The sequence below is a fragment of the Streptomyces sp. TG1A-8 genome, from assembly GCF_030499535.1.
GTDB lineage: Bacteria > Actinomycetota > Actinomycetes > Streptomycetales > Streptomycetaceae > Streptomyces.
This window is the reverse complement of record NZ_JASTLB010000001.1, coordinates 1,665,307-1,689,127: the sequence shown is the minus strand read 5'-3', so window position 1 is coordinate 1,689,127 and position 23,821 is coordinate 1,665,307. Positions and strand designations below refer to the sequence as shown.

Genomic DNA, 23,821 nt, shown 5'->3' with positions numbered 1-23,821 from the left:
TGCTCCTCCTCTCCGTGGCCGGCCGCACCGGTCAGCGCGTGGCGCCGACGCTGTTCTTCAGTTCGAGGACGAGCTGCGGACTGAGCGCGGCACCGGCCCGGTTGGCGAACAGCGTCATCTCGTAGGCGATGTTGCCGAGTTTGGCGTCCTTGTCGGCGACCACGCCGAGGACGGCGCCGCTGCCGATCGCGGAGACGATCACGTGACCGCCCTCCAGGTCGATGATGACCTTGTTCAGGCCGCCCAGACCGTAGTTGCCGGAGGCGCCGGCGGCCAGGCTGGTGATGCCCGAGACGATCGCCGCGAGCCGCTCGGAGTGGGCGCGCTCGCGCAGCTCCGACACGGCGATCAGCAGGCCGTCGGAGGAGACGGCGATCGCGTCGACGACACCGGCGGTCCCGGTCGCGAAACGGTTCAGCAGCCAGGTGAAGTCGGCCGCGGCTGCCTGCAGGTCGGTCGGCGGGGTGCCGCCGGTCGGGGTACTCACTGCTCGACTCCTTCCGGAAGGTGCTTCTGCTCGTGCGAGGGGGGCGTCGTCCCTCGGGGTGCGGATGTGGGTGCGGGTGCGGGTGCGGGTGCGGATGTGGGTGCGGGACCGGGGGGCGTGGGGGCCGGCGGGGCTTCGAGGGGCCGTGGCGCGGCGGCGCCGCTGTCGCGCCGGGCGCGTTCCACCGCCGCCTCGAACTCCTCCAGCTCGTCGCGCTCCGCCTCGGCGTCCCGCGGGCGCACCGCCTGCGGGACGGCCCGGGCGGCGCCGGCGGCCGTGCGCAGTGTGGCCCCCCGGACCCGGCGGCGCAGGGGGCGGCCGGTGCCGGAGCCTTCCGGGGCCGCACCCGTCCCGCCGCGGGAGGCCGGGACGGACGGGGCCTGCCCGGCACGGTCCCGGTCCTGCCCGGACGGGCCGGCCACCGGGTCGGCGCCCCGCGCGCCGGCCGGAGCCGGGAGCGCGGCGCGTGCGCCGGCCGCGGTGGGCGCGGGCGCGGCGCCCGAGCCGGGCCCTGCGGCCGACGCGCCGGCGTCCCGCCCGTCGGCCGGTACCGGTTCCCGGCGGTGCGGCTCCCGGCGCGGGAGCGGACCGGAGGGGCCGGAGCCCGCCGGCCCGGTCCCCGCGGCCGGGTCCGCCGGGTCCCTGCGCGCCGTCCCGGCGTCCGCCGGCCGGACCGCGGGCGTGTCCGCCGCCGGGCCCGTCGTCAGCAGCAGGGCGGACGGGAGGGTCACCTCCGCCGTCACACCGCCGCCCGGGGTACGGGTCAGCTCGACCCCGATCTCCCAGCGCCGCGCCAGCGCGCCCACCACGAACAGGCCCAGCACCTTCGTCGGCACCAGGTCGAGGCGCTCGCGGCGGATCAGCCGGGCGTTCTCCTCGGCGAGGCGCTCGGCGCTCATGCCCAGGCCGTGGTCGGTGACCACCACGTGCGCGCCCCCGGCACCGGAGCCGACGGTCACCTCGACGGGACTGCCCTCCGGGGAGAACGACACGGCGTTCTCCAGCAGTTCGGCGATCATCAGGGTGAGGTCGCCGACGGCGTCCGGCTCGATCACGGCGTCCGAGGCGGCGTACAGCCGCACCCGCCGGAAGCCCTCGATCTGCCCGAGCGCGGCCCGCACGACGTTGGACAGGGCCACGGGCCCGCCGTCCAGCACCGCCTCCCGGATGCCGGCCAGCAGCATGAGGCTGTCGGCGTTGCGGCGCAGGCGTACGGCGATGTGGTCGATGGAGTACAGCCGTTCCAGCAGCGCCGGGTCGGTCTCGCCGCGCTCCACCGCGTCGATCAGCGCGAGCTGGCGCGTCGTCAGGTTGCTGACGCGGCGGCCGACGTTGCCGAACATCTCGGCGGTGTTGCGCCGGCTGAGCACCTGCCGCTCCAGCAGCGCGGCGGCACTGGCCTGCACCCGGTTGAACGCCTCGGCCAGGGCGCCGATCTCGTCGCGCGCCGTGACCGGCACGTCCCGCAGCCGGGGCGGTCCGTCGTCCTCGGTGTCGTCGTCGGCCACCCGCGCCAGCTCACGGCCGGCCGCCTCGGCGACCTCCCGCGCGGCTCCGGTCAGGGCCTGCACCGGCCGGATCACCGAGCGGCGGACCAGGACCGCGAGCGCGATCCACAGGGCGAAGCCCAGGAACGCGCCGCCCAGCAGGAGCGCCGCGTGCCGGCGGGCGGCGTCGGAGGCGTCGTCGGCGCGGTCGGCGATCTGCCCGATCAGCGCGGTGGTGATCTTCAGTCGGGCGGCGGCCTGGGCGGGATAGTCGGGGTAGTCGCCCAGCGCGTCCTGGACCGTCCGCCGGATCGCCTGCGGGCCGTCCGCCACCAGCCTGCCGGGGTCGACCTGCAGCTCGGCGTACGACGCGGCGATGTTGCGCTGGGCCGGGGCGTGCTCGATCCCGGCGAGCCGCTCGGCCTGCGCCTCGGTGGCGAAGCGGGTGAAGCGGTCGGCCTGGTGGGTGTAGAGGTCGTGGGCGCCGACCGCGTTGGTGAACTCGATCAGCGCGTTGGTGTCCCCGGTGGTCGCCGCGAACACGTTGGTCTCGAAGGCGCCGTGGGCGGCGTCCGCGCGCAGCAGCGAGTCCAGCAGGTTGCCGGTGAAGGTGGTGGCGAGGTCGGGGTTGCGGTCCAGGCCGAGCCCGTCGATCAGGCCGGTGGCGGCGTCGGCGTACGCCGGGTCGATGTTGTCGGCCGGCAGGTACGCCTCCGCCACCGAGGTGCGCAGGCTCGACAGGCCCTCGATCTGGCGCAGGGCCTGTGCCTCGCGGTCCGGGAGACGCCCGCCGAACGTCCGGCGGACCGCCCTCACCTGGGAGTCGACCGCCTCCCGGGCCGCGCGGTAGGCGGCCGTGGAAGGCCTGTCGGAACCGGACTCGTAGTGCGCGGACAGCAGGATCGCCTGCTGGTGCTCGGCCTCGACACGGTCCACCAGCCGCGCCACCTGCGCGCTGTCCCGCACCAGCCGGGCCGCCGCCTGGGCACTGTTCGACTGCTCCACCAAGTCGCTGATCAGGTACGACAGCAGGACGGTGATGACCGCGAGGGGGATGCCGACGAGCAGGTTCAGCTTGCGCCGGAAGGGCCAGCGGTCGGCGAAGTCCCGTCGGGCGCCCGGTGCCGGGGCGTGCGGAGCGGGCGCGTCCACCTGGGTCGTGGACACCGGGCCTCCCTCGTGGGTGTCTTGCCCGGGGGCGTCGCCACCCCCGAACCGCCTACGTCACGACACGAAGCGGGCCCTGCGCACCGCTGCGACCGGATATCAACGTGACCGAATATCAATGTCCGTGAGGGTACAACGCGCTTGAAGCGTCGATCAGCTCGTCCCGTATCAAGAATGCGTCACGAAAACGCGCCCACCGGTCCGGCATCGACGCCAATCGGTGACCTGGGGACACTTGACTGACGCGGAAGCCGCTGGCTTGGATCGACGGGTGACTTACACCAACCGCACCAGCAGGTCCATCCGGAGGAACCGAGGCGTGGCGGCGGCCGCCCTCGCGGCGGCGGCCCTGCTGACGGGCTGCGGCTCCTCCGGCGACGGCAAGACCGACAATCCCCTTTCGGACACCGGGGCGAGCGGTGACGGCGTCGTCGTCGGATCCAACAACTTCGCCGAGAGCATCCTGCTCGCGGACATCTACGGCGAGGCCCTCAGGGCCAAGGGCGTCAAGGTCACGTACAAGCTGAACATCGGCAGCCGGGAGACCACCTACGGTCTGCTCAAGAACGGCTCCGTCTCCGTCCTGCCCGAGTACAACGGCGCGCTGCTGGCCTACCTCGACGCCAAGGCGGCCCCCAAGACGCTCGGGGAGACCACGGACGCGATCAAGGCCAAGCTCGACTCCAAGCTCACCCTGCTGAACCCCGCGCCGGCGCAGGACAAGGACTCGATCACGGTCAACGCGGCCACCGCGAAGAAGTACGGCCTGGACGGGAAGTCCTCCGTCGCCGACCTGAAGGACGCCGCGAAGGACCTGGTCATCGGCGCCTCGCCGGAGTTCCAGACCCGTCAGCAGGGCCTGGCGGGCCTGAAGGACGTGTACGGCCTGCAGTTCAAGTCCTTCAAGGCGCTGGACGCGGGCGGCCCGCTCACCCAGGCGGCGCTGAAGAGGAACGCCGTGCAGGCGGCGGACATCTTCACCACGGACCCGACCATCGCCAAGGAGAAGTTCGTCGTCCTGCAGGACCCGAAGAACCTCTTCGGGTTCGAGAACGTCCAGCCGCTCGTGCACAGGAGCGCGCTCTCCCCCAAGGGCGTCGACGCGCTCAACGCCGTCTCGGCCAAGCTGGACACCGCGACCCTGCTGGACCTGGACACCCAGGTGCAGTCGCAGAACAAGGACCCGCTGGACGTCGCCAAGGCCTGGCTGAAGTCCGCCGGTCTCGGCTGACGCACCCGGCCGGACCCTGACCGTGGACGCGACGACGCGGGTGCACCCGGAGACCGGGGACACCCGCGTCGTGCTCGACGGCACCGGCCTCGCCCTGCCGGCACTGGTCCGGCTCGCCGACGCCACGGCCGACCCCGCCGTCGACCCCGGGGCCCTGGACCGGCTGGGCCGCGCCCACGACAGGGCCGGCCGGCTCGCCGCCACCGGCCGCTGGTACGGCCGGGGCACCGGCGTCGGCGCCCACCGCTCGGTCCTGGTCGGCCCCGACGACGAGGCCGCGCACGGCCTGCGGCTGCTGCGCAGTCACGCCGGGGGCGCGGGCCCCCTCCTGCCGGTCCGCCAGGTCCGCGCGATGCTCGCCGTCCGCGCCAACCAGCTCCTGGCCGGCGGTTCCGGCATCCACCCGTCCTTCGTCACCGGTCTCACCGAGGCCCTGCGCCTGCGCGTCCACCCCGCCGTCAACGCCTACGGCGGCGTGGGCACCGGCGACCTGACGGCCCTGGCCCAGACCGGCCTGACCCTCATCGGGGAACGGCCGTGGCTGACGGCGGGGGAGCCGGTCCCGCCGCGCGGCGGGACCGGGGCGCCCGACCCCGCCCGCCGCCCAGGCGGCCCGGCCCCCGGCCCGGACGCGACGGGGGACCCGTGGGGCCTGCCCGGCCGGCCCCCCGGCCCGGACGCGGGTGCCGCACCGCCCCTCGGCGGTGAGCTGCCCGCACCGCTCGCCCTCCGGCCGGGCGACGCCCTCGCCCTGCTCAGCAGCAACGCGCTGGCGCTCGCGCAGGCCGCGCTCGCCGGGCACGAACTGGACGTCCTGCTGCGGGCCACCCACGCGGTCGCGGCCCTGTCCCTGGCCGCCGTCTCCGGCTCACCGGAGGCCTACGCCGCCCCGGTGCACGCCCTGCGGCCCTATCCCGGCCCGGCACGAGCGGCCGCCGAGGTGCGGCGCCTGCTCGATCCACCCCGCGCCCCGGCCGCGGGCCCGTCCCCCGAAACCCCGGCCGACCGCGCGCCCACCGGCACCCCGGCCGGGGGAGGGCCTCCCGCCTTCCCGGTCCAGCGGGCGTCTTCGGGTGGCCGGGCCGGGGGGACGGTCCCCGGTGTCCCGGCCCAGGACGCGTCCTCCGCCCGCCCGGCCGGCCACCCGTCACCCGCCCACCCGGCCGCACCCGCGCCGGACGTCCCGCCCACCGGCGGGCGGCGCGTCCAGGACCCGTTCGGCTTCCGGGTCTTTCCGCAGGGGCACGGCGTCGCCCTGGACGCCTGCGAGGCGCTGCGCCGGGTTGTCGAGGTCGAGATCAACTGTCCCAGCGAGAACCCCGTCCTCACCCCCGACGGCCGCCTCCACCACCACGGCGGTTTCTTCGCCGCCCCGCTCGCCCTGGCGCTGGACGGGCTGAACCTGGCCCTGCTGCAGACCGCGCAGCTCTCCACGGCCCGTCTGGCCGCGCTCGGCCGCGCCGACCTCACCGGCCTGCCCGCCTTCCTGGCCCCCGGGCCCGCCGGCAGCTCCGGCACGATGATCCTGGAGTACACCGCCCACTCGGCCCTCGCGGAGGTGCGGGCCTGCGCCGCCCCCGCCTCGGCCGGCCACGCCGTCCTCTCCCACGGACTGGAGGAGGCCGCCACCTTCGCCGGCCAGGCGGCCCGCCAGACGGAACGCGCCACCGACGCCTACGCCACCGTCCTGGCCTGCGAGCTGGTGGCCGCCGTGCGCGCGCTGCGCCTGCGCCCGGTACCCCCGTCGATCCCCGCCTTCGTCCTCGCGGCGGCCGCGCTCCCGTCCGGCACCGAGGACCGCCCGCTGAGCGGGGACATCGCCACGGCGGCGGAACTGCTGCCGCGCCTGGCCGAACTGTGAGCCGGCGCCCGTGCGGCCCCGCGGGAGGCGGCCGACGCGCCGGCCTGCCGTCCGGCCGGGCCGGGACCCGGGCACCCGCTCCGGCCACCGCGCGCACGCCGGGCGGTGCCCGGCCGGGCACCGGCCCCGGACCGCTCGCGGCCCGCGCGGCCCGCGGCGGACGTCAGCCGTAGGTCAGGTTCGCGCAGGGGTCGTCGTCCGCGGACCGCGCGCCGCCGGCCACGTCGCCCGGTACGGCGGTCGCGGTCGGCGCGGCGGAGGCGGACGCGGCGCCGGCGTACGACCGGCCGAGGACGACGTTGATCCGGGCCGCGCCGATCGGCTCCAGTTCCGCGCCCGGGAAGACCCTGGCCACCGTCCGGGCCCGCGCGGCCAGGCCGGGACCGTACTGGACGACCGTCGTCGCGTGGTCCTGGGAGGTGGCGGTCGCCGTACCGGTGACCGTGAAGCCGTCCGCGGTGAGCGCGGCGGCGCCCTGGGCGGCGAGCCCGCTGACGGTGGTGCCGTTGTAGACGGCGACGGCTATCCCCGCACCGGAGACCGCCGGGGCGGTGGGCGAGGCCGGGGCCGCCGGGCTCGCGCTCTTCCGGCCCCCCCTGCCGCTGGCGTCCGCGCCGTCGATCGTCCGGTCGGCCTTCAGCGCGGCCCACAGTTCGTCGGCGTCCGGTTCCACGACCGACACCCGGGAGCCCTGGAACTTCCAGGGGACGGTCACGAACTTGGTGTTGTGCAGGTCGATGCCCTTCAGCGACATCGCGAAGGAGATGAGCCTGTCGGCCGTGCCCAGCCCGGTGTCCACGGTCATCGACCTGGTCGCCGCGTTGGCCAGCGGCAGCAGCTTGGCCGGGGTGAGCCCGTTGCCCTCGACCTTTTTCAGCAGGCTGGAGACGAACGCCTGCTGGCGCTTGATCCGGCCGATGTCCGAGCCGTCGCCGATGCCGTGCCGGATGCGGACGTAGTCCAGCGCCTTCTCCCCCGAGACGGTCTGCACGCCCTTCGCGAACAGCAGCTTGCCACGGGTGGTGCGGTTGGGGTCGAGGTCGTTCTCGTAGACGTCGTTGGGCAGGCACACCTTGACGCCGCCCACCACCTCGGTCAGCGCCGCGAAGCCCTTGAAGTCCACGACGACCGTGTGGTCCACGCGCAGTCCGGTGAGCTTCTCCACCGTGTTCTGGGTGCAGGCCGGGTTGCCCTTGTCGGTCTCGCCGACGGAGAAGGCCGCGTTGAACATGGCGTCGGGCTGCGTCCTGGTCCAGTCGCCGTTCGGGAGCTTGCAGGGCGGTATGGTCACCAGGGTGTCGCGGGGTATGGAGACCGCGAGGGCGTGCCGGTGGTCGGCGTATATGTGGAGCAGGAACGTCGTGTCGGAGCGGCCGACGGCGTCCTTGTCGCCGCCACCGAGCGCCGCGTTGCCGTCGGTGCGCGAGTCCGAGCCGATGACCAGGACGTTCTCGCCCTCGGACGAGCCCGCGTCGGGCCGGTTGTCGGACAGGCCGCCGGAGTCGAAGGTCCGTATGTTGCCGTTCAGCTTCAGGTAGAGCCAGCCGGCGCCCGCGGTGACGAGCACCACGAAGGACACGCAGACGATGAGTGCCGTGCGCATCCGGTGCCGGTGCCGGCGGTCGCGGCCCGCGGAGCGGGGGCCGTCGCCCCCGCCGCCCGGGGCGGGCCGGTCCGGGCGGCCACCGCGGTTGCCGCGGCGGCGCGTCGGATCGGTACCCCGGTTGCTGGTGATGCTCATCGGCGCCCTCTTACGTCTCACCCTGGGTGGTCCAGGTGCGCAATGTAGCAATCCTCGCTGAGCGGACCCCGGGCGCAGAAGCCCCCGGCCGTCAGGAAGAACGTAAGAGGGGCAAGGCGGGCGGACCGGGCGGGGCCGGACCGGTGGGGCGGGGACGGGGCCGCCGCTCCTCAGGCCGGCTCGCCCGCCCCGTCGCCGAGGTCCCGCGCGGCGGCGGTCCGCCCGCGTCGCCTGCGCCGGCCGGTGCGGGGTTCCTGGTCGGGTACCCAGCCGAAGGCGAGGCAGCTGCCGGTGACGCCCAGGAGCAGCCCGATGAAGAAGCCGCCCAGGTTCGAGGTGAGCCAGGTGCCCAGGGACACCAGGACGCCGGTGAGGGAGTAGAACAGCCGCTGGGCGGGGTTGAAGAGGACCAGCAGTCCGAGCAGCACCATCAGGCCGGGCAGCAGGTAGCCGGCCAGGCCCTGCATGCCGATGTGCATCACGACCTCCAGCGAGGCCTTCTCGGTGAGCAGGATCTCCCCGCCGCCCAGGGTGAGCAGCAGCCCGCCCCAGAACGGCCGGTGGGCGCGCCACTCCCGGAAGGCGGTCCTCGCCCCCCGGCGCGGTCGCTCCGGCATCGCGATCAGCAACCCGAGCCGCTGAAGCGGAGCTTGAGCCCGGGCAGCTTGAACACGGCGGCCGTGGTGGCGTAGTTGGTCTGCCGCAGGTTGCCGATGTGGACGGTGTCCGCCTGCTGGCTGAAGACGCCGATCGGACCCTTGGCGTTGGCCTTGTCCAGGGTGCTGGCGTCGTTGCCGATCTCGATGTTGTCGAAGGACGCGTTGCCGGACAACTCGGTGGAGTCGGTGGTGAGGTCGCTGGCGGTCACCTTCTCGGCTCCGCCGCCCGCGGTGATCAGCAGGTTGGTGCCGCCCAGGTCGACGCTCTGGCACAGCTTGGTGAGCGTGGCCTTCTTGATCGCGGAGGTGACGACGAGCACCTGCCCGCCGGTGTCGCCGGCGTTCGGGCTGCCGTCCGCCATGTTGTCGAGTCCGCCGAACTGCTCGAAGCCGGTGCCGTTGAGTTCGGTCGCCGTGACCGTGAACGGCATGCCGGAGATGGCGAACTGCACGCCCAGCGCTCCCTGCGCGGTGAGGACCGCGAGGCCGGCGGCGACCAGGGTGGCGGGCACCGCCATCACGGCGGCCCGGCGCGGCCGTACCCGGCCCCGTCCCTCACCGCCCGCCGTCCCGGACGGGGCGGCGGGCGGTGAGGGGGAACCGCTTCCCGGGTTCCCGGGCGTGCTGTCGGCGGACGAGAAATCCGGGGACGAGGCCATGTCTGCTCCCATGGGCATAGATCAATGCGGGTTGGGTTTCAGGTGGCGCGATGTCCTGGCGCGGACGCGGCTGCCGTGCACGCCTCCTCGCACTCCCGGCGGGTGCAAGGACTTCCTCGTTACGCGGCAGTAGCCTTCGAGGAAGTTACCGCCGGTTACTTTGAAGGGTCAAGGGAGTTGTGAAAAAAGGGTGTTGAGCGTGCGCCGACGTCGGCGGAGGCGTCCGGCGGGCCGGTCGCGCGCGGTCGACGTATACGGCGACTCCCGCTCGGTGCCTTGACGTTGGCGGTCGGGCGGGTCTACAACTCTCCCTGGTCTCCCCGGATCCGTGGCGCCGGATCCATCGAGCGGCATCGGCCGCGTCCCCGGCCCCTTCACCGGCACCCGCTCAGCTCCGCGTGGCACCGGCACGGCCGCTTCCCCCGCGGTCCGTGTTCGGCCGCACCTCGTCCGGTCCGGCCGGCGCTGCTCCCGGGAGGTCCTCCTCCGGGATCCCGTGCCGTCGTCCGGCCGGACCACCGTCGCCGGTCCGTCGCGCAAGGAGAAGGCGCCGCGGACCGGCGCCGGCGGCACGCACCGCACCACCTGGAACCCCCACCGCGCCACCGGCACCACGTCACCTGCGTTCCACCTCGCTCTGTACCCCACTTCAGAAGAGAGGCACCCGCATGCGCACCCGAGCCCTTCTCGCCCTGGCCGGAACCGTCACCGCGCTCACCATGGCCGCGGCCGTCCCCGCCACCGCCTCCGCCGACGCCGGCGCCGTCCTGACCAAGGGCAGCGCCGGCGGCACCGCCGTCGCGGCCGGCGACACCCTGACCGCCCCGCTGGCCACCGGCACCTCCGCCACGTTCTACTCCAGCGCGACCGGCACCAGCGGAGTGTCCTGCACGTCGTCCCAGTTCACCGCCACCGCGACCAGCAACCCGGCCGCCCCCGGCACGGCCACCGAGTCGGTCACCGCGCACACCTTCGGCAGCAGCAGCTGCACCAGCAACGTCACCGGTGTGCTCGGGGTCAACGGCATCGTGATCGACAACCTGCCCTACAACGCGACGATCACCTCCGCGGGCACCCTCACCGTCACCCCGCCCAGCGGCTCCACCATCCAGGCCACGGTCACCCTGCGCACCCTGCTCGGCACCGTCAGCTGCGTCTACCGGGCGCCGAGCCTGACCGGGACCGCCTCCAACACCGACAGCAGCATCACCTTCACCAACCAGCAGTTCACGAAGTTCTCGGGCTCGTCGCTGTGCTTCTCCAACGGCTACTTCACCGCCAAGTACGCCCCCGTCACCGACGGGGGCGCCCGGGTCTACGTCAACTGACCGGGACCGACCGACCCGGACGGCCGGTTCGGCGTCGGCGCAGGCGCAGAACGAGGGCGGCGCCCCCGCTGAGCGCCAGCACCGCGGCGGCTCCGGCCGCCACCGGCCCGGCCGGGGGGCCCGCGTCCGCGCGGGTGCCCCCGGCCACCGGCGTGCCGACGCCCGCGGCGGACTTCCCCGGGGTCTTCCGGGGTTCCCCCGGTGTCCCGCGCACGGCCTCCGGGCCGGTGTTCCCCGCCGCCTCCGCCTCCGGGAACACCACGCCGGAACACGAGTGGCAGGTGTCCGGCGTGCTGCTGTTCTGCCGGACGGCGTACAGCACCTGACGGCCCCTGCGGTCCGCCGGCAAGGTCGCCCCGATGCGGTACGCGCCGTTCGTCGGCGGCGGGTCGGTGACCCGGGCGAAGGGGTGCGCGGGCAGGTCGGACCACTTCAGCGGCTTCGCCGGATCGTAGCCGGGCCCGGTCAGGTACAGCCTGAACGTGTCCGTGTGCGCGATCGTCGAGGCGTGCGTCAGCGTCAGCCGGCCGCCCGGGGACGGCCGCGTGGCCGGCCAGTCCGTGCGGGCCAGTCCGTGCGGGCCAGGTCGAGGCCCCGGCGCGCGGGCAGGTTCCCGCTGCACAGCCGGCCGTCCGGAATCACCTGCCGGTCACGGCCGTTCACCCCTGCCACGCGCAGGGCGTCCCACGCGGTGAAGGGGGCGCCGTTCGCCGCGACCGCCGCCCGGCGGGCGGCCGAGCGCCGCGCGTCGCCGCCCGCGGGGGAGCAGGCGTACACCCGGCCGACCGGGGCCGTGGGCGCACCGTGGGCGTGGGCGGGCCCGGCCGCTCACGGCAGCAGCAGGACCGGGGCCGTCACCGCGGCGGCCGTGGCGCTCGGGCGGCCGGTCGCCCGGGTCCTGCGGGACATCTCCTCGGCGGGCACGGGAACGGGGTTCGCCGCCTCCGGTACGGGCCGCGGGCGCACCGTGTCCAGCACCCCGGCGCGGTGCGGGCCCGGCGGTGCGCGGACCGACCGTCCCGGCTGTTTCCGCGGACCGTCCGCAGTCACGGGAAATGGCCCGTTGTCGGCCAACCGCGCACGGCCGGACACGGGGTGCTCACCGCCGCGCGTCACTGGAAAAGCCCGCGGATCCGGGCGGTGCCGTCCCGCGGATCCGCCCGCCCGCCGACGGCACCGCCGACCGGTGCCCGGGACACGCCGCGGGCATGCGCCGGATCCGGACTTTCACAGACCCGACTCTCCTTGCCGCTGGGTGAGTTATCGTATGCACGGGGTTAAAACAAACCGCGTGTCCCGTTCGTTGAAGCCGCGAGGAGGGGTCAGTCGATGCCGAGGCAATTACGCGCCGAGCAGACCCGGGCGACGATCATCACGGCAGCCGCCGATCTGTTCGACCGGCAGGGCTACGAATGCACCAGCCTGAGTGACATCGTCGGCCACGCGCAGGTCACCAAGGGGGCGTTGTACTTCCACTTCGCCGCCAAGGAGGACCTGGCCCACGCCATCCTGGAACTCCAGGCGAGGGCGGCGCAGCAGGTGGTGGCCGACATCGAGGGCCGCGGCCTCTCCTCACTGGAGTCCCTGATGCGCACCACGTTCGCCATCGCCCGGCTCGCCGTGGAGGACCCGGTGCCGCGCGCGGGACTCCGGCTCGCCACCGCGGACGTCGCCGTACGACCGCCGCTGCGGCATCCGTTCACCGAGTGGCAGGAGTTCGCGACGCGCAAGTTCACCGGTGCCGTCAAGGAGGCCGACGTGCACACCGACACCGACGTCGGCGTGGTCGCCCACTCGCTCGTCTGCTTCTTCGTCGGCACCCGCGTCGCCGGCCGCTCCCTCGAACCGCCCGCACGGCTTCCCCGCAGGGTGGCCGAGATGTGGCACCTCATGGTGCGGGGCCTGGTCCCGGTGCACCGCCGCCCCCGCTACCTGACCCTCACCACGCAACTGGAGCGGGAGATCAGGACCTGCTGAACCCCGCGCTACGGTGACGGGCATGCCCGACACCCCTTCCGCGCCCGTGATCCTCGGCGACGAACCAGGCTCGTTCCCGCACGGCGTGCTGGCCGAGCGGCACCCCGCGATCGTCCGGCAGGTACGGGACGCCCTTCCGTACGGACCCGTCCAGCGCCGCGCGCTGGACCGGCTGCTGAGGAGCTGCGCCGAAGGGGTGATCGAGCCGCTGCCCGCCGGCGCCGATCCCGCCGACCGGGAGCGGTGGCGGGCGTGGGGCCTGGACACCCACGCCGGACGGTCCTGGTTCGAGGTGCCGTGGCTGTGGTCCGAGAGCCACTTCTACCGCCGGCTGCTGGACGCGGTGGGCTACTTCGGCCCGGGGCCCTGGCGGGGCGTCGACCCCTTCCGCCCGTCCAAGCGCGCCGAACTCGACGCCCCCGTCACCGACGGGGAACTGGCCGCGCTCGACGCGCTCGGGGACCGCCCGGCGGAGGAACGGGCCCACGCCCTGCTGCACGGCTCCCTGTGGGGCAACCGCGCCGACCTCGGCTTCCGGCTCTCCGCCGCAGGCGCCCGGACCCGGGAACCGGCGCCCGCCCTGGTCGCCGACGACAGCGCGGCCCTGTGGTCGCTGCTCCCGCCCGCCGGCACCGGCACGCTCTGCCTGGTCGCGGACAACGCCGGCCGGGAACTCCTCCCCGACCTGCTGCTGATCGCCCACCTGCTCACCGAGGGGCGGATCGGCCGGGCGGTCCTGCACGTCAAGCCGTACCCGTACTACGTCTCCGACGCCACCACCACCGACGTGGTCGACGCCCTGGACCGGCTGCGGGCGGCCGGGGGCGCCGCCGCCGCGTACGGGCACGTGCTCTGGTCGGCCATGGCCGACGGCCGGCTCGCCGTACGGGCCCACCCCTTCTCCTGCGCCCCGCTGCCGTACGCCGACATGCCGGACGACCTGCGCGCCGAGTTCGCGGCGGCCGCCCTGACCGTCTTCAAGGGCGACCTCAACTACCGCCGGCTGGTCGGGGACCGGTGGTGGCCGCCGGCCACGCCCTTCCAGGACGTCACCGCCTGGTTCCCCGGCCCGGTCGCCGCCCTGCGCACCTTGAAGTCCGACGTGATCACGGGCCTGTCCGCGCCCGCCGAGGCGGCCCTGGTCGCGGCGGAGGGCCGGCGCTGGCGCACCTCCGGCAGGCACGCGCTGATCCAGGTGAACCCGTCGGGCCGGCCCCGGCGGCAGTGAGGCGGCGCCGCCGGACGGACGCCGGACGGGGCGGTGCCGCGGGCGCGCCGTCGGTGCGGGGCGGTCCGCCCGACGTCACATCCGGCGGCCCGGGTCCGGCGTTTCGCCGATGGTTCACGCGATGGTGTGACCCTGCCTCGCGGGGCGGATGGCGCTCCGGAGCCGCGGGTAGGGCCCGGCCATGACGCAGCCGTTCGAACTCCCGCACTTCTACATGCCGTATCCCGCGCGGCTCAACCCCCACGTCGACGAGGCGCGTGCCCACTCGACCGCCTGGGCGCGCGAGATGGGCATGCTGGAGGGCTCCGGGGTCTGGGAACGGGCCGACCTGGAGGCGCACGACTACGGGCTGCTGTGCGCCTACACCCACCCCGACTGCGACGGCCCCGCCCTCTCCCTGATCACCGACTGGTACGTGTGGGTGTTCTTCTTCGACAACCACTTCCTGGACATGTTCAAGCGCACCCAGGACCGCGCCGCCGGAAAGGCCCACCTGGACCGCCTGCCCCTGTTCATGCCGCTGGACCCCGCCGCCCCCGTGCCCGAGCCGGAGAACCCGGTCGAGGCGGGCCTCGCCGACCTGTGGGCGCGCACGGTGCCGTCGATGTCCGTCGACTGGCGCCGGCGCTTCTCCGTCGCCACCGAGCACCTGCTCAACGAGTCGCTGTGGGAACTGTCCAACATCAACGAGGGCCGGATCGCCAACCCGGTCGAGTACATCGAGATGCGCCGCAAGGTCGGCGGCGCCCCCTGGTCGGCGGGCCTCGTGGAGTACGCGACCGCGGAAGTGCCCTCTCCGGTCGCCGGGACCCGGCCGCTCAGGGTGCTCATGGAGACGTTCTCCGACGCCGTCCACCTGCGCAACGACCTGTTCTCCTACCAGCGCGAGGTCGAGGACGAGGGGGAGAACAGCAACGGCGTGCTCGTGCTGGAGACCTTCTTCGGGTGCACCACCCAGGAGGCCGCCGACACCGTCAACGACATCCTCACCTCCCGCCTGCACCAGTTCGAGCACACCGCCCTCACCGAGGTCCCGGCACTCGCCCTGGAGAAGGGACTCACCCCCGACCGGGCCGCCGCGGTGGCCGCCTACACCAAGGGGCTCCAGGACTGGCAGTCCGGTGGCCACGAATGGCACCTGCGGTCCAGCCGCTACATGAACCAGGGCGCCCGCGCCCGCTCGCCCTGGCAGTTCCCGAGCGGCCCCGGCACCTCCGCCGCCGACATCGGCGCCCTGCTCGCCTCGGCCGCCGCCGAACGCCTGCGCGGCCACTCCCACCTGCCCCACCAGAAGGTCGGCCCCTCCCTGCTGCCCGACTTCCGCATGCCGTACCCGCTGCGGTTGAGCCCCCACCTCGACCGCGCCCGCCGCAACCTCGTCACCTGGACGCGGTGCACCGGCATGCTCCGCGAGGGCGTCTGGGACGAGGACAAGCTGCGCGCGTACGACCTCGCGCTCTGTTCCGCCGGCCTGGACCCCGACGCCACCCCCGAGGCGCTGGACCTCAGCGCGCAGTGGCTGGCCTGGGGCACGTACGGCGACGACTACTACCCGCTCGTCTACGGCCACCGCCGCGACCTGGCCGCCGCCCGCCTGACCACGGCCCGGCTGTCGCGGTGCATGCCCGTCGACGGCGAGCCGGCCCCGGTGCCCGCCGACGCGATGGAGCGCGCGCTCACCGACCTGTGGGCGCGCACGACGGCGCGGATGACGCCCGGGCAGCGACGCACCCTGAAGTCCGCCGTGGACAAGATGACCGAGAGCTGGGTCTGGGAGCTGTCCAACCAGTTGCAGAACCGCGTTCCCGATCCGGTCGACTACCTGGAGATGCGGCGCGCCACCTTCGGCTCCGACCTCACGCTGAGCATGTGCCGGATGGGCCGGGGCCCGGCGATCCCGCCGGAGGTGTACCGCAGCGGGCCGGTGCGCTCCCTGGAGAACGCCGCGATCGACTACGCCTGCCTGCTCAACGACATCTTCTCGTACCAGAAGGAGATCGAGTACGAGGGCGAGATGCACAACGCCGTCCTCGTCGTGCAGAACTTCTTCGGCGTGGACTACCCGTCCGCGCTCGCCGTCGTCGCCGACCTGATGAACCAGCGCATGCAGCAGTTCGAGCACGTCCTCGCGCACGAACTCCCGGTCCTGTACGACGACTTCGGCCTCTCCCGGGAGGCCCGCGCGGCCATGGGCGGCTACGTCCTCGACCTGCAGAACTGGATGGCCGGCATCCTCAACTGGCACCGCGAGGTCGACCGCTACAAGGCCGAGTGGCTCGGCCGCCGGGCGCACACCTTCCTGCCCGACCGGGTCCCGGGCCCCGTCCACCTGGCCGGCTGACGCCCTCGCCCACCGCACCGCGGGCGGAAGGCCGGCCGGAGACGAACGGAGGGAACACACCGTGCCGCGTCCCGAGCCGCTGCCCGGCCAGGAGCGGCGGGAGTGCGCCACCACCGGCCCGGCCCGGTACCCGCGTGCCGCGCGCCGGCCCGGCCGGCGCGCCCGGATCCTGCTATCCGGGCTGTGCGCCGGCACCGCGCTGCTGGTCTGCGGGATCGGACCGGGCGCGGTCGGCACCACGCTGGCCGGCGCGAACCGGCCGGCCGAGCCGCAGCGCCGGGCCGCGCCGTGGCCGCCCGCCTCGAAGGCCGGGCCGCCGGTCCGCTGCCGCCGCTGCGGAAGCAACTGCGGCGTGCCTAGGAGCCGATCCTGCTGGAGCGGGTGACCGGGTCCGGGGACGACGCCGGGACGGCACCGTAGCCGGCGGCCGGCTCAGGGCTGCCGCAGCACCACGCACGACTCGCCGGACACCCGCAGCAACCCGTCCGGGCCCGGCGCCCCGACCGGATCCCAGGCGGCGAGGACCTCCACCCGGCCGGTGCCCAGCGGGACCGCCGCCGGCTCCTTGCCCAGGTTCACCACCACCCGCAGGTCCCCGCGCCGGAACGCCAGCCAGCGGGCCTCCTCGTCGTAGGCCACCTTCGTGTCGGCGAGGTCCGGGTCGGTGAGGTCCGGCTGCGCGTGGCGCAGCGCGATCAGCCGCCGGTACCAGTCCAGCACGCGCGCGTGCGGCTCGCGTTCCGGCTCCGACCAGTCCAGGCAGGACCGCTCCCGGGTCGCCGGGTCCTGCGGGTCCGGCACGTCCTCCTCGGCCCAGCCGTGCGCCGCGAACTCCCGCCGCCTGCCACGGCGCACCGCGTCGGCCAGCTCGGGGTCCGTGTGGTCGGTGAAGAACTGCCAGGGCGTGCCCGCCGCCCACTCCTCGCCCATGAACAGCATCGGCGTGAACGGCGCGGTCAGCACGAGCGCGGCCGCGCAGGCCAGCAGGCCGGGGGACAGCCGGGCCGACAGGCGGTCGCCCTGGGCGCGGTTGCCCACCTGGTCGTGGGTCTGGCTGTAGCCCAGCAGCCGGTGCCCGGCCACGCGGGCCCGGTCCAGCGGCCGGCCGTGTCCGCGGCCGCGGAAGCTCGAGTACGTGCCGTCGTGGAAGTACCCGCCGGTGAGCGTCTTGGCGAGGGCGGCGAACGGAGCGCGCGCGAAGTCGGCGTAGTACCCCTGGGACTCGCCGGTCAGCGCGGTGTGCACGGCGTGGTGGAAGTCGTCGTTCCACTGGGCGTGCAGCCCCAGGCCGTTCTCCGCGCGCGGGGTGATGAACCTCGGGTTGTTCAGGTCGGACTCGGCGATCAGGTACAGCGGGCGCGACACCTCCTCGGAGAGGGCGTCGACGGCCGCCGACAGCTCCTCCAGGAAGTGGCGCGCGCGGGTGTCGTACAGCGCGTGCACCGCGTCCAGGCGCAGCCCGTCGAGCCGGTAGTCCCGCAGCCAGGCCAGCGCGCTGTCCAGGAGGTAGGCGCGCACCTCGTCCGAGCCGGGCGCGTCCAGGTTGACCGCCGAACCCCACGGCGTGTGGTGCGTGTCCGTGAAGTACGGCCCGAACAGGGGCAGGTAGTTGCCCGACGGTCCCAGGTGGTTGTGCACGACGTCCAGGACGACGGCCAGGCCCAGTTCGTGCGCCCGGTCCACGAACCGTTTCAGCGCCTCGGGGCCGCCGTAGGGCTCGTGCACCGCCCACAGCGAGACTCCCTCGTACCCCCAGCCGTGCTGCCCCGGGAAGGGGCACAACGGCATCAACTCCACGTGGGTGACGCCCAGTTCCACCAGGTGCTGCAGACGGTCCGCCGCCGCGTCCAGGGTGCCCCCGGCGGTGTACGTGCCCACGTGCAGCTCGTAGAGGACCGCGCCCGGCAGCGGGCGCCCGGCCCACGCGGCACGCCACGCGTACCGCCCGTGGTCGACGACCGCGCTCAGGCCGTCCGGGCCGTCCGGCTGGCGGCGCGAGCGCGGGTCGGGCAGCACCGGGCCGCCGTCCAGCGCGAACCCGTACCGCGTGCCGTCGGACGCCTCCGCCTCTCCCCGCCACCAGCCGTCGCGCTCCGGATCGCGTTCCATCGCGCGCGTGACGCCGTCGCACTGGAGCGTCACCCGGTCCGCCTGCGGTGCCCACACCTCGAACTGCACGGACGGCCCCCTTCGTCTGTTCACCGTGATGTAGCCCGTCCCGTTCATCGTGCCCCGAAATCGATCAATCCGCTTTCCGGTCCGTCCTTTTCCGGCGGGTGTCGTGGAACGCGCCCGCGCGCGGGCGCCGATTCCCCCTTTCCTGGACACCGGCCGTCCGCTGTCCGACAATCACGAACGTGACGTCGTCCTTCGAGTTCCCCACGTACCCCGCGCGGCTGTCCGACGCGGAGCGCGACAAGGCGCTGCAGGTGCTGCGAGACGGCGTCGCCGTGGGCCGGCTGTCGCACGACACGTTCGTGCGCCGCATGGAGCTGGCGCTCGCCGCGCGCCGCGCCGACGAACTCGCCGTCCTCACCGCCGACCTGCCCCGCGAGAACCGCCTCTCCCGCGCGGTGCTCGGCACCGTCGAGGCCGTCTCCGGCTTCACCGTGCGGCTGCGCCGGGCCTGGCAGGCCGAGCGGCTGCCGAAGCTGCTGCTGCCGCACCCGGCGGGCGGCCATCCGCTGCGCATCGGGCGCGACCCGGCGAACGGGCTGCGCCTGAACCACGACACGGTCTCCCGCGTGCACGCCGAGCTGCGCCGCCAGGGCGGCGTGTGGGTGCTCCGGGACCTCGGTTCCACCAACGGCACCACCGTCAACGGCCGCCGCGTGATCGGCGCCGTCGTCGTCCGCGAGGGCGACCAGGTCGCCTTCGGCCGGGCCGCCTTCCGGCTCGCCGGGCGCTGAGCCGGGCCCGCGTTCCGGATCCGGTCCCCGCCCCGTGCGCGGGCCGCGGTCCGGCCGGCACCCCGCCCCGCACGCACCGGCCCGGCGGCGGGCCCGGGCGGCGTTCCACGGACCCGAACACGAGTGCCACCGCGTCGCGCGCGGTGTCCCGTTCGGGTGAGCGGGGTGGGGAACGCGGCACGGTGTGCCGATGCACCGGACATGACGCACACCACCCGAGCGACCGCGGCCCTCGGCGCCCTGCTCGCCGTCGCCGGCCTCCTCGCGGCGGGGCCGGCCCAGGCGGCGGCCCGCGACGCGCTTCCCGGCAACTGGCTCTACCTCACCGTCACCCGCAGCGACGCCCGCGCCAGTGAAGCGCGCAGCACGCTGCTGCTGTGCGACCCGCCGCGAGGACACGCGCACGCCGCGCAGGCCTGCGCCGACCTCACGGCCGCGGACGGCGACATCGGCCGCGTCCCGGCCAGGACGGTCCACTGCCCGATGATCTACGCCCCGGTGACCGCCCGCGCGCGCGGGCGCTGGAACGGACGGGACGTCGACCAGGAGGAGACCTACTCCAGCGAGTGCGTGATGCACGCCCGGACCGGATCGGTCTTCGCCCTCGACGGCTGAGCCCGCGCCGGAACCGGACGGGGCGGCGCCACGGCGCCGCCCCTGCCTCACGCCACTCGCCCGCGAGCCTGCCGCGCCGCCACCAGCACCGTCCGGGACTGGTGCTCCACCTGGTGCTCCAACGGCACCCAGCGGGCCCGGAACCGCTCCGCGAACGCCTCCGACCAGGCGGCGACGAGCTGCTCCAGCCGCGGGGCCGCCCGGTCGTCCGCCTCCCGCAGCACCCGCAGCAGCATCGCCGCCGCCCGCAGCGGCAGCCGCCGTCCGAAGGCGTCCACACTGCCCACGTACGCCATCGTCGTCGCGGCCGGCGGTGTGTGCGTCCAGTCCCGCGCCAGGCCCGGCACCAGCTCCAGCGCCCACCGCGCGGCCCGCAGCAGCGGCCCGTCCGGCCCGTCCAGCCGGGGCAGCGCCTCGGCCAGGACCCGCTCCACCTCCCACGCGTCCCGCAGCAGCCGCCCCGCCAGCCGCCGTATCGCCGCCGCCGGCGCCGGGTGCGGTGCCGGGTCGTCCACCAGGTCGCTGGCCCACATCGGCACCTCCACCACGGCCGTCAGCCCGCCGTACCGGTGGGCGTGGTACCAGGTGCTGTGCCGCGCGTCGTCCGGCATGCTCGGGTAGGCCGCACCCCGCTCCGGCCCCGGCATCACGTGCACCCCCGGCCCCGAGGCCGGCCAGCCCGCGGCGTCCGAGGCGCCCGTCTCCACCGGGATGTGCAGCTGCGCCGCGGACTTGGCGAACGGCTCCGCCAGCCCCGGCAGGTCCTCGGTCAACTGCACCCAGCTGCCCCCCAGATCCGTGCCGTGCAGCGTCACCTGCAGGTACGGTCGCAGCTCGTCGATCACCCCGGTCAGCGCCCGCGTCTCGGGCGGCAGGCGGTCCGGGGGCAGCACCGCCGGTGACCACTCAGGCTGCTCCGCGCCCGTCGGCCGGTAGAAGCCCAGGTGGTAGTCGAGCAGGCTGCGCGGCGCCGGGGTGACGTGCAGGCTCGCCCCGTCCGGATCCGCGCACAGCAGGAAGTGCCAGGAGGTGTCCGCCCGCAGCTCCCGCTCCGCCAGCACCCGGCCGGCCAGCAACCGCACGGTGGAGCCGCCGGCCGGTTCGTTGGCGTGGGCGCCCGCCACCACCAGCACCGCCTGGCGGTCGTGCCCCACCGACAGCAGGTGCAGGGGCCGGCCGGCCCGCGAGACGCCGATCTGCCGCAGCGCGCAGAGCCCGGGCTCCCGAGCGGCCAGCACCCGCGCGGACGCGACCAGTTCGGGAACGCTGGGGTAGCGCACCTCCGGCACGGAGACTCACCCCCGATTGCTTCCGCCCGGCTTCGCCCTCCCAGTGCCGCACGGCCTGGATGAACTGTCAAGCACGGGCGGGTAAGGGTTCGCGGGGCGCCCGGCGCGGTCGGTGCCGCGCGGGCCGCGCCCCGCCCGTGTCCGGAGCGCCCCGCCGGCCGTCTCCCGCAGCGTCGGCCGGGCCGGGCCGGGCCGGGCCGTGTCCGCGGGCCGGGCGGGCCTGTCCGCTCCCGCCGGTCGCCGCCGGGGCGTCCGGCCCCGCCACGCGCGCCCCCGCCACGCGCGCCCCCGCCACGCGCGCCCCCGCCACGCGCCGGGATCGCCGTCCGCGGCACCGTCCGGCCCGTCCCCCGGACGGCCGCCCCACCCGTCCCGGCGGAGGGGCGCCGCGGCCCGGCCGGCGCCGCGGCCCGCCGGGCACGCGCCGGCCGCTCAGCTCCCGTCGGCACGCTCCAGCAGCGCCACCGGCAGCGGTTCGAAGAGGTCCGCGAGGTGCACGTGCCCGGTGAACTCCCGGCCGGGCGTCAGCACGTCCGTCCACCGCCCGGGCGGCAGCTCCAGCCGCGTCCCGTGCCAGCCGCCCGCCTCGGCCAGCCCCAGCGACAGCCGGGTCACCGCCGTGACCACCTCGCCGGAGCGCGCGAACGCCACGCAGTGCCCGGCAGCCGGACCGTCCGCGGTGAGCGGCTCGTACGCCGCCGCCGCGCCGAAGGCGCCGGGCCGCCGGGCACGGAGCCGCAGCGCCGCCGCCGTCAGCGCGTCCTTCTCGCCGGGCACCTCGGTGGGGAACGCCGCCGGGCGCCGGTTGTCCGGGTCCACCAGCGCCCGGTACTCGCCCTCCGTGCCCTGGTAGACGTCCGGCACCCCCGGCATCGTCAGGTGCACCAGCGCGGTGCCGAGGACGTTGGCCCGCACGTGCGGCTCCAGCGACTCGCGGAAGGCGGCCACGCGCTCGCCGGGCGGCCCGCACGGCCCCGCCGCGACGAAGGCCGCCACCGCCTCCTCGTACGGCGGCTCCTGCTCCGTCCAGCTCGTGTACATGCCGGCCTCGCGGACGTGCTTCAGCAGCGCCTCCTGGACCCGCTCCTGCGCCGCCGGACCCAGCCCGAACACCGTCTGCCAGGCCGCCCAGGCCAGCTGTCCGTCCGGCGCGCCCCCCTCGGCCCGGGTCACCTCGGCCAGCACCTGCGCCCAGCGCCCCGGGCACTGCGTGAGCACGGCCAGCGCGGCGCGCACGTCGGCGCTGCGCTTGGTGTCGTGCGTGGAGACGACGGTGCCGGTGAGCGGCCAGTCCCGCTGCAGGCGGGCGCAGTACGCGTGGAAGTCCTCCACGGACACGCCCGGCCGGCCCGGATCGCCGCCCACCTCGGTCGCCGACAGCAGCGGCACGTAGCGGTAGAACGCCGTGTCCTCCACCGACTTGGCGCGCAGGGCCGAGGAGGTCTGCGCGAACCGGGTGCGGAACTCCACCCGGTCGGCGTGGTCCGGGGCCGCCGGGTCCCCGGGCGGCTCGACCAGGAGCCGGCGCACGATGTCGACGGCCTCGGCCTCCTCGGGCACCACGAACGCCAGCCGGGCCTCCTCGGCGGCCTCCGGGGTGATGACGGCGGAGGCGTCCTCGTCGTCGTACGGCCGGTAGACCCGCAGCCGCACCAGCAGCTCCTCCAGGGCGGTCCGCAGGGCCCAGGGCGCCCGGTCGCGCAGGGTGAGGTCCGGCGAGGCCGCGCACAGCCGGGCGGCCACCCGGGTCAGCCGGTCGGTCTCGGTGGCCAGTTCGTGCGTGAGGACCTTGTAGGCGGCCCGCCGGACCGTGGCGTCCCAGTCGCCGCCGCGGTCCGCCTGCGGGGCCGCGAAGGTACGGTAGCGCTCCAGCAGGTCTGCGGCCCCGGCGCGGTCCGTGAACAGGCCGTCGACGTGGCGCAGGGCGTCGTAGCCGGTGGTGCCCGCGACGGGCCAGGAGGCCGGCAGGCGCTCGCCGTCGGCGAGGATCTTCTCCACCACCGTCCAGCGCCCGCCGCTCGCCCCGTGCAGCCGCGCCAGGTAGCCGCCGGGGTCGGCGAGCCCGTCGGGGTGGTCGATCCGCAGCCCGTCGACCACGCCCTCCGCCAGCAGCTGGAGGATCTTGGCGTGGGTGGCCGCGAACACCTCCGGGTCCTCCACCCGCACCCCGATCAGCTCGGAGATGCTGAAGAAGCGGCGGTAGTTCAGCTCGGTGCGGGCCAGCCGCCACCACACCGGGCGGTACCACTGCGCGGCCAGCAGCCGGGGCAGCGGCAGGTGCTCGGTGCCCGCGCGGAGCGGGAAGACGTGGTCGTGGTAGCGCAGGACGCCGCCGTCGACCACCAGCCGGTCCAGCTCGCCCCCGAGCGGTCCGCCGAGCACGGGCAGCAGCACCCGGCCGTCCTGGGCGTCCCAGTCGATGTCGAACCAGCGCGCGTAGGGCGATGCGGGGCCCTCGCGCAGCACCTCCCACAGGGCCCGGTTGTGGCCGGGCGCCATGGCCATGTGGTTCGGCACGATGTCCACCACCAGGCCCAGCCCGTGCTCCCGCGCGGTGCCGGACAGCGCGCGCAGCCCCTCCTCGCCGCCGAGCTCCTCGCGCACGCGGGTGGGGTCCACCACGTCGTAGCCGTGCGTGGAACCCGGGACGGCCTCCAGCACGGGGGACAGGTGCAGGTGCGAGACGCCGAGCGACGCCAGGTACGGTACGGCCGCCGCGGCGGCGGCGAACGGGAACGCGGGCTGGAGCTGCAACCGGTAGGTGGCCGTGGGCACCGGGGGGCCGGGGGGCGCAGAAGTCATGGAGAGCTACGTACCCAGCCCGCCGGTTTTCGTGTCACCG

General features: G+C 75.2%; 17 protein-coding genes and 1 pseudogene. 9 read left to right on the top strand and 9 right to left on the bottom strand.

The genetic code is table 11. The annotated features are described in order from the left end of the window. Positions 1 to 31 precede the first annotated feature (31 nt). Positions 32 to 487 (bottom strand): roadblock/LC7 domain-containing protein, encoded by a 456-nt coding sequence (locus tag QQY24_RS06895; RefSeq protein WP_301971787.1) that lies wholly within the window; start codon positions 485 to 487, stop codon positions 32 to 34. Next, complete coding sequence (locus tag QQY24_RS06890; RefSeq protein WP_301971786.1) at positions 484 to 3,141, bottom strand: ATP-binding protein; 2,658 nt, start codon at positions 3,139 to 3,141, stop codon at positions 484 to 486. The genes QQY24_RS06895 and QQY24_RS06890 overlap by 4 nt, the downstream gene beginning before the upstream one ends. Positions 3,142 to 3,412: 271 nt before the next feature. On the opposite strand from QQY24_RS06890, the gene QQY24_RS06885 reads away from it, so the two are divergent. Further along, a complete protein-coding gene (locus QQY24_RS06885) occupies positions 3,413 to 4,372 on the top strand; it encodes an ABC transporter substrate-binding protein (protein WP_301971785.1) in 960 nt (319 codons plus the stop codon). Between the two features lie 22 nt (positions 4,373 to 4,394). Beyond that, positions 4,395 to 6,233, top strand: coding sequence for an aromatic amino acid lyase (locus QQY24_RS06880; RefSeq protein WP_301971784.1), 1,839 nt, complete (start codon positions 4,395 to 4,397; stop codon positions 6,231 to 6,233). 163 nt (positions 6,234 to 6,396) lie between these two features. On the opposite strand, the gene QQY24_RS06875 is transcribed toward QQY24_RS06880, so the two are convergent. The 3 genes from QQY24_RS06875 to QQY24_RS06865 all read right to left on the bottom strand — a co-directional run bounded on the left by QQY24_RS06875 (position 6,397) and on the right by QQY24_RS06865 (position 9,292). Further along, positions 6,397 to 7,836: an LCP family protein gene (locus QQY24_RS06875; protein ID WP_301976165.1), complete on the bottom strand. Its 1,440-nt coding sequence runs from the start codon at positions 7,834 to 7,836 to the stop codon at positions 6,397 to 6,399. A 308-nt stretch (positions 7,837 to 8,144) separates the two neighbouring features. Next, on the bottom strand, positions 8,145 to 8,591 hold the full coding sequence (locus tag QQY24_RS06870) for a DUF6114 domain-containing protein (protein ID WP_301971783.1): 447 nt from the start codon (positions 8,589 to 8,591) through the stop codon (positions 8,145 to 8,147). A gap of 5 nt (positions 8,592 to 8,596) precedes the next feature. Continuing rightward, entirely contained in the window at positions 8,597 to 9,292 is a 696-nt protein-coding gene (locus tag QQY24_RS06865; RefSeq protein WP_301976164.1) for a DUF6230 family protein, read from the bottom strand. A gap of 668 nt (positions 9,293 to 9,960) precedes the next feature. On the opposite strand from QQY24_RS06865, the gene QQY24_RS06860 reads away from it, so the two are divergent. Continuing rightward, positions 9,961 to 10,620, top strand: coding sequence for a Tat pathway signal sequence domain protein (locus QQY24_RS06860; RefSeq protein WP_301971782.1), 660 nt, complete (start codon positions 9,961 to 9,963; stop codon positions 10,618 to 10,620). Here the strand turns inward: QQY24_RS06860 and QQY24_RS06855 are convergent. Next, positions 10,613 to 11,529, bottom strand: a pseudogene (locus QQY24_RS06855) (lytic polysaccharide monooxygenase). The gene QQY24_RS06860 and the pseudogene QQY24_RS06855 sit on opposite strands and share 8 nt — an antisense overlap. A gap of 420 nt (positions 11,530 to 11,949) precedes the next feature. On the opposite strand from QQY24_RS06855, the gene QQY24_RS06850 reads away from it, so the two are divergent. The 4 genes from QQY24_RS06850 (at position 11,950) to QQY24_RS06835 (ending at position 16,551) form a co-directional block, all read left to right on the top strand. After that, complete coding sequence (locus tag QQY24_RS06850; protein WP_301971781.1) at positions 11,950 to 12,597, top strand: ScbR family autoregulator-binding transcription factor; 648 nt, start codon at positions 11,950 to 11,952, stop codon at positions 12,595 to 12,597. 22 nt (positions 12,598 to 12,619) lie between these two features. Next, the gene (locus tag QQY24_RS06845; RefSeq protein ID WP_301971780.1) at positions 12,620 to 13,825 is read left to right on the top strand and encodes a damage-control phosphatase ARMT1 family protein; all 1,206 of its coding nucleotides are present in this window, start codon (positions 12,620 to 12,622) and stop codon (positions 13,823 to 13,825) included. 181 nt (positions 13,826 to 14,006) lie between these two features. Next, a complete protein-coding gene (gene cyc2, locus QQY24_RS06840; RefSeq protein ID WP_301971779.1) occupies positions 14,007 to 16,166 on the top strand; it encodes a germacradienol/geosmin synthase Cyc2 in 2,160 nt (719 codons plus the stop codon). 61 nt (positions 16,167 to 16,227) lie between these two features. Then, positions 16,228 to 16,551: a hypothetical protein gene (locus QQY24_RS06835; RefSeq protein ID WP_301971778.1), complete on the top strand. Its 324-nt coding sequence runs from the start codon at positions 16,228 to 16,230 to the stop codon at positions 16,549 to 16,551. A gap of 47 nt (positions 16,552 to 16,598) precedes the next feature. On the opposite strand, the gene treZ is transcribed toward QQY24_RS06835, so the two are convergent. After that, entirely contained in the window at positions 16,599 to 18,344 is a 1,746-nt protein-coding gene (treZ, locus tag QQY24_RS06830; protein ID WP_301971777.1) for a malto-oligosyltrehalose trehalohydrolase, read from the bottom strand. Between the two features lie 179 nt (positions 18,345 to 18,523). Here treZ and QQY24_RS06825 point away from each other — a divergent pair, with 179 nt between their 5' ends. Beyond that, positions 18,524 to 19,075, top strand: coding sequence for a DUF1707 and FHA domain-containing protein (locus tag QQY24_RS06825; RefSeq protein WP_301971776.1), 552 nt, complete (start codon positions 18,524 to 18,526; stop codon positions 19,073 to 19,075). Between the two features lie 201 nt (positions 19,076 to 19,276). Beyond that, the gene (locus QQY24_RS06820) at positions 19,277 to 19,690 is read left to right on the top strand and encodes an SSI family serine proteinase inhibitor (RefSeq protein ID WP_301971775.1); all 414 of its coding nucleotides are present in this window, start codon (positions 19,277 to 19,279) and stop codon (positions 19,688 to 19,690) included. 47 nt (positions 19,691 to 19,737) lie between these two features. Here the strand turns inward: QQY24_RS06820 and QQY24_RS06815 are convergent, their stop codons facing one another. Both QQY24_RS06815 and treY read right to left on the bottom strand, forming a co-directional pair. Further along, positions 19,738 to 20,979 (bottom strand): M14 family zinc carboxypeptidase, encoded by a 1,242-nt coding sequence (locus tag QQY24_RS06815; RefSeq protein ID WP_301971774.1) that lies wholly within the window; start codon positions 20,977 to 20,979, stop codon positions 19,738 to 19,740. A 432-nt stretch (positions 20,980 to 21,411) separates the two neighbouring features. Then, entirely contained in the window at positions 21,412 to 23,781 is a 2,370-nt protein-coding gene (gene treY, locus QQY24_RS06810; protein ID WP_301971773.1) for a malto-oligosyltrehalose synthase, read from the bottom strand. Positions 23,782 to 23,821 lie beyond the last annotated feature (40 nt).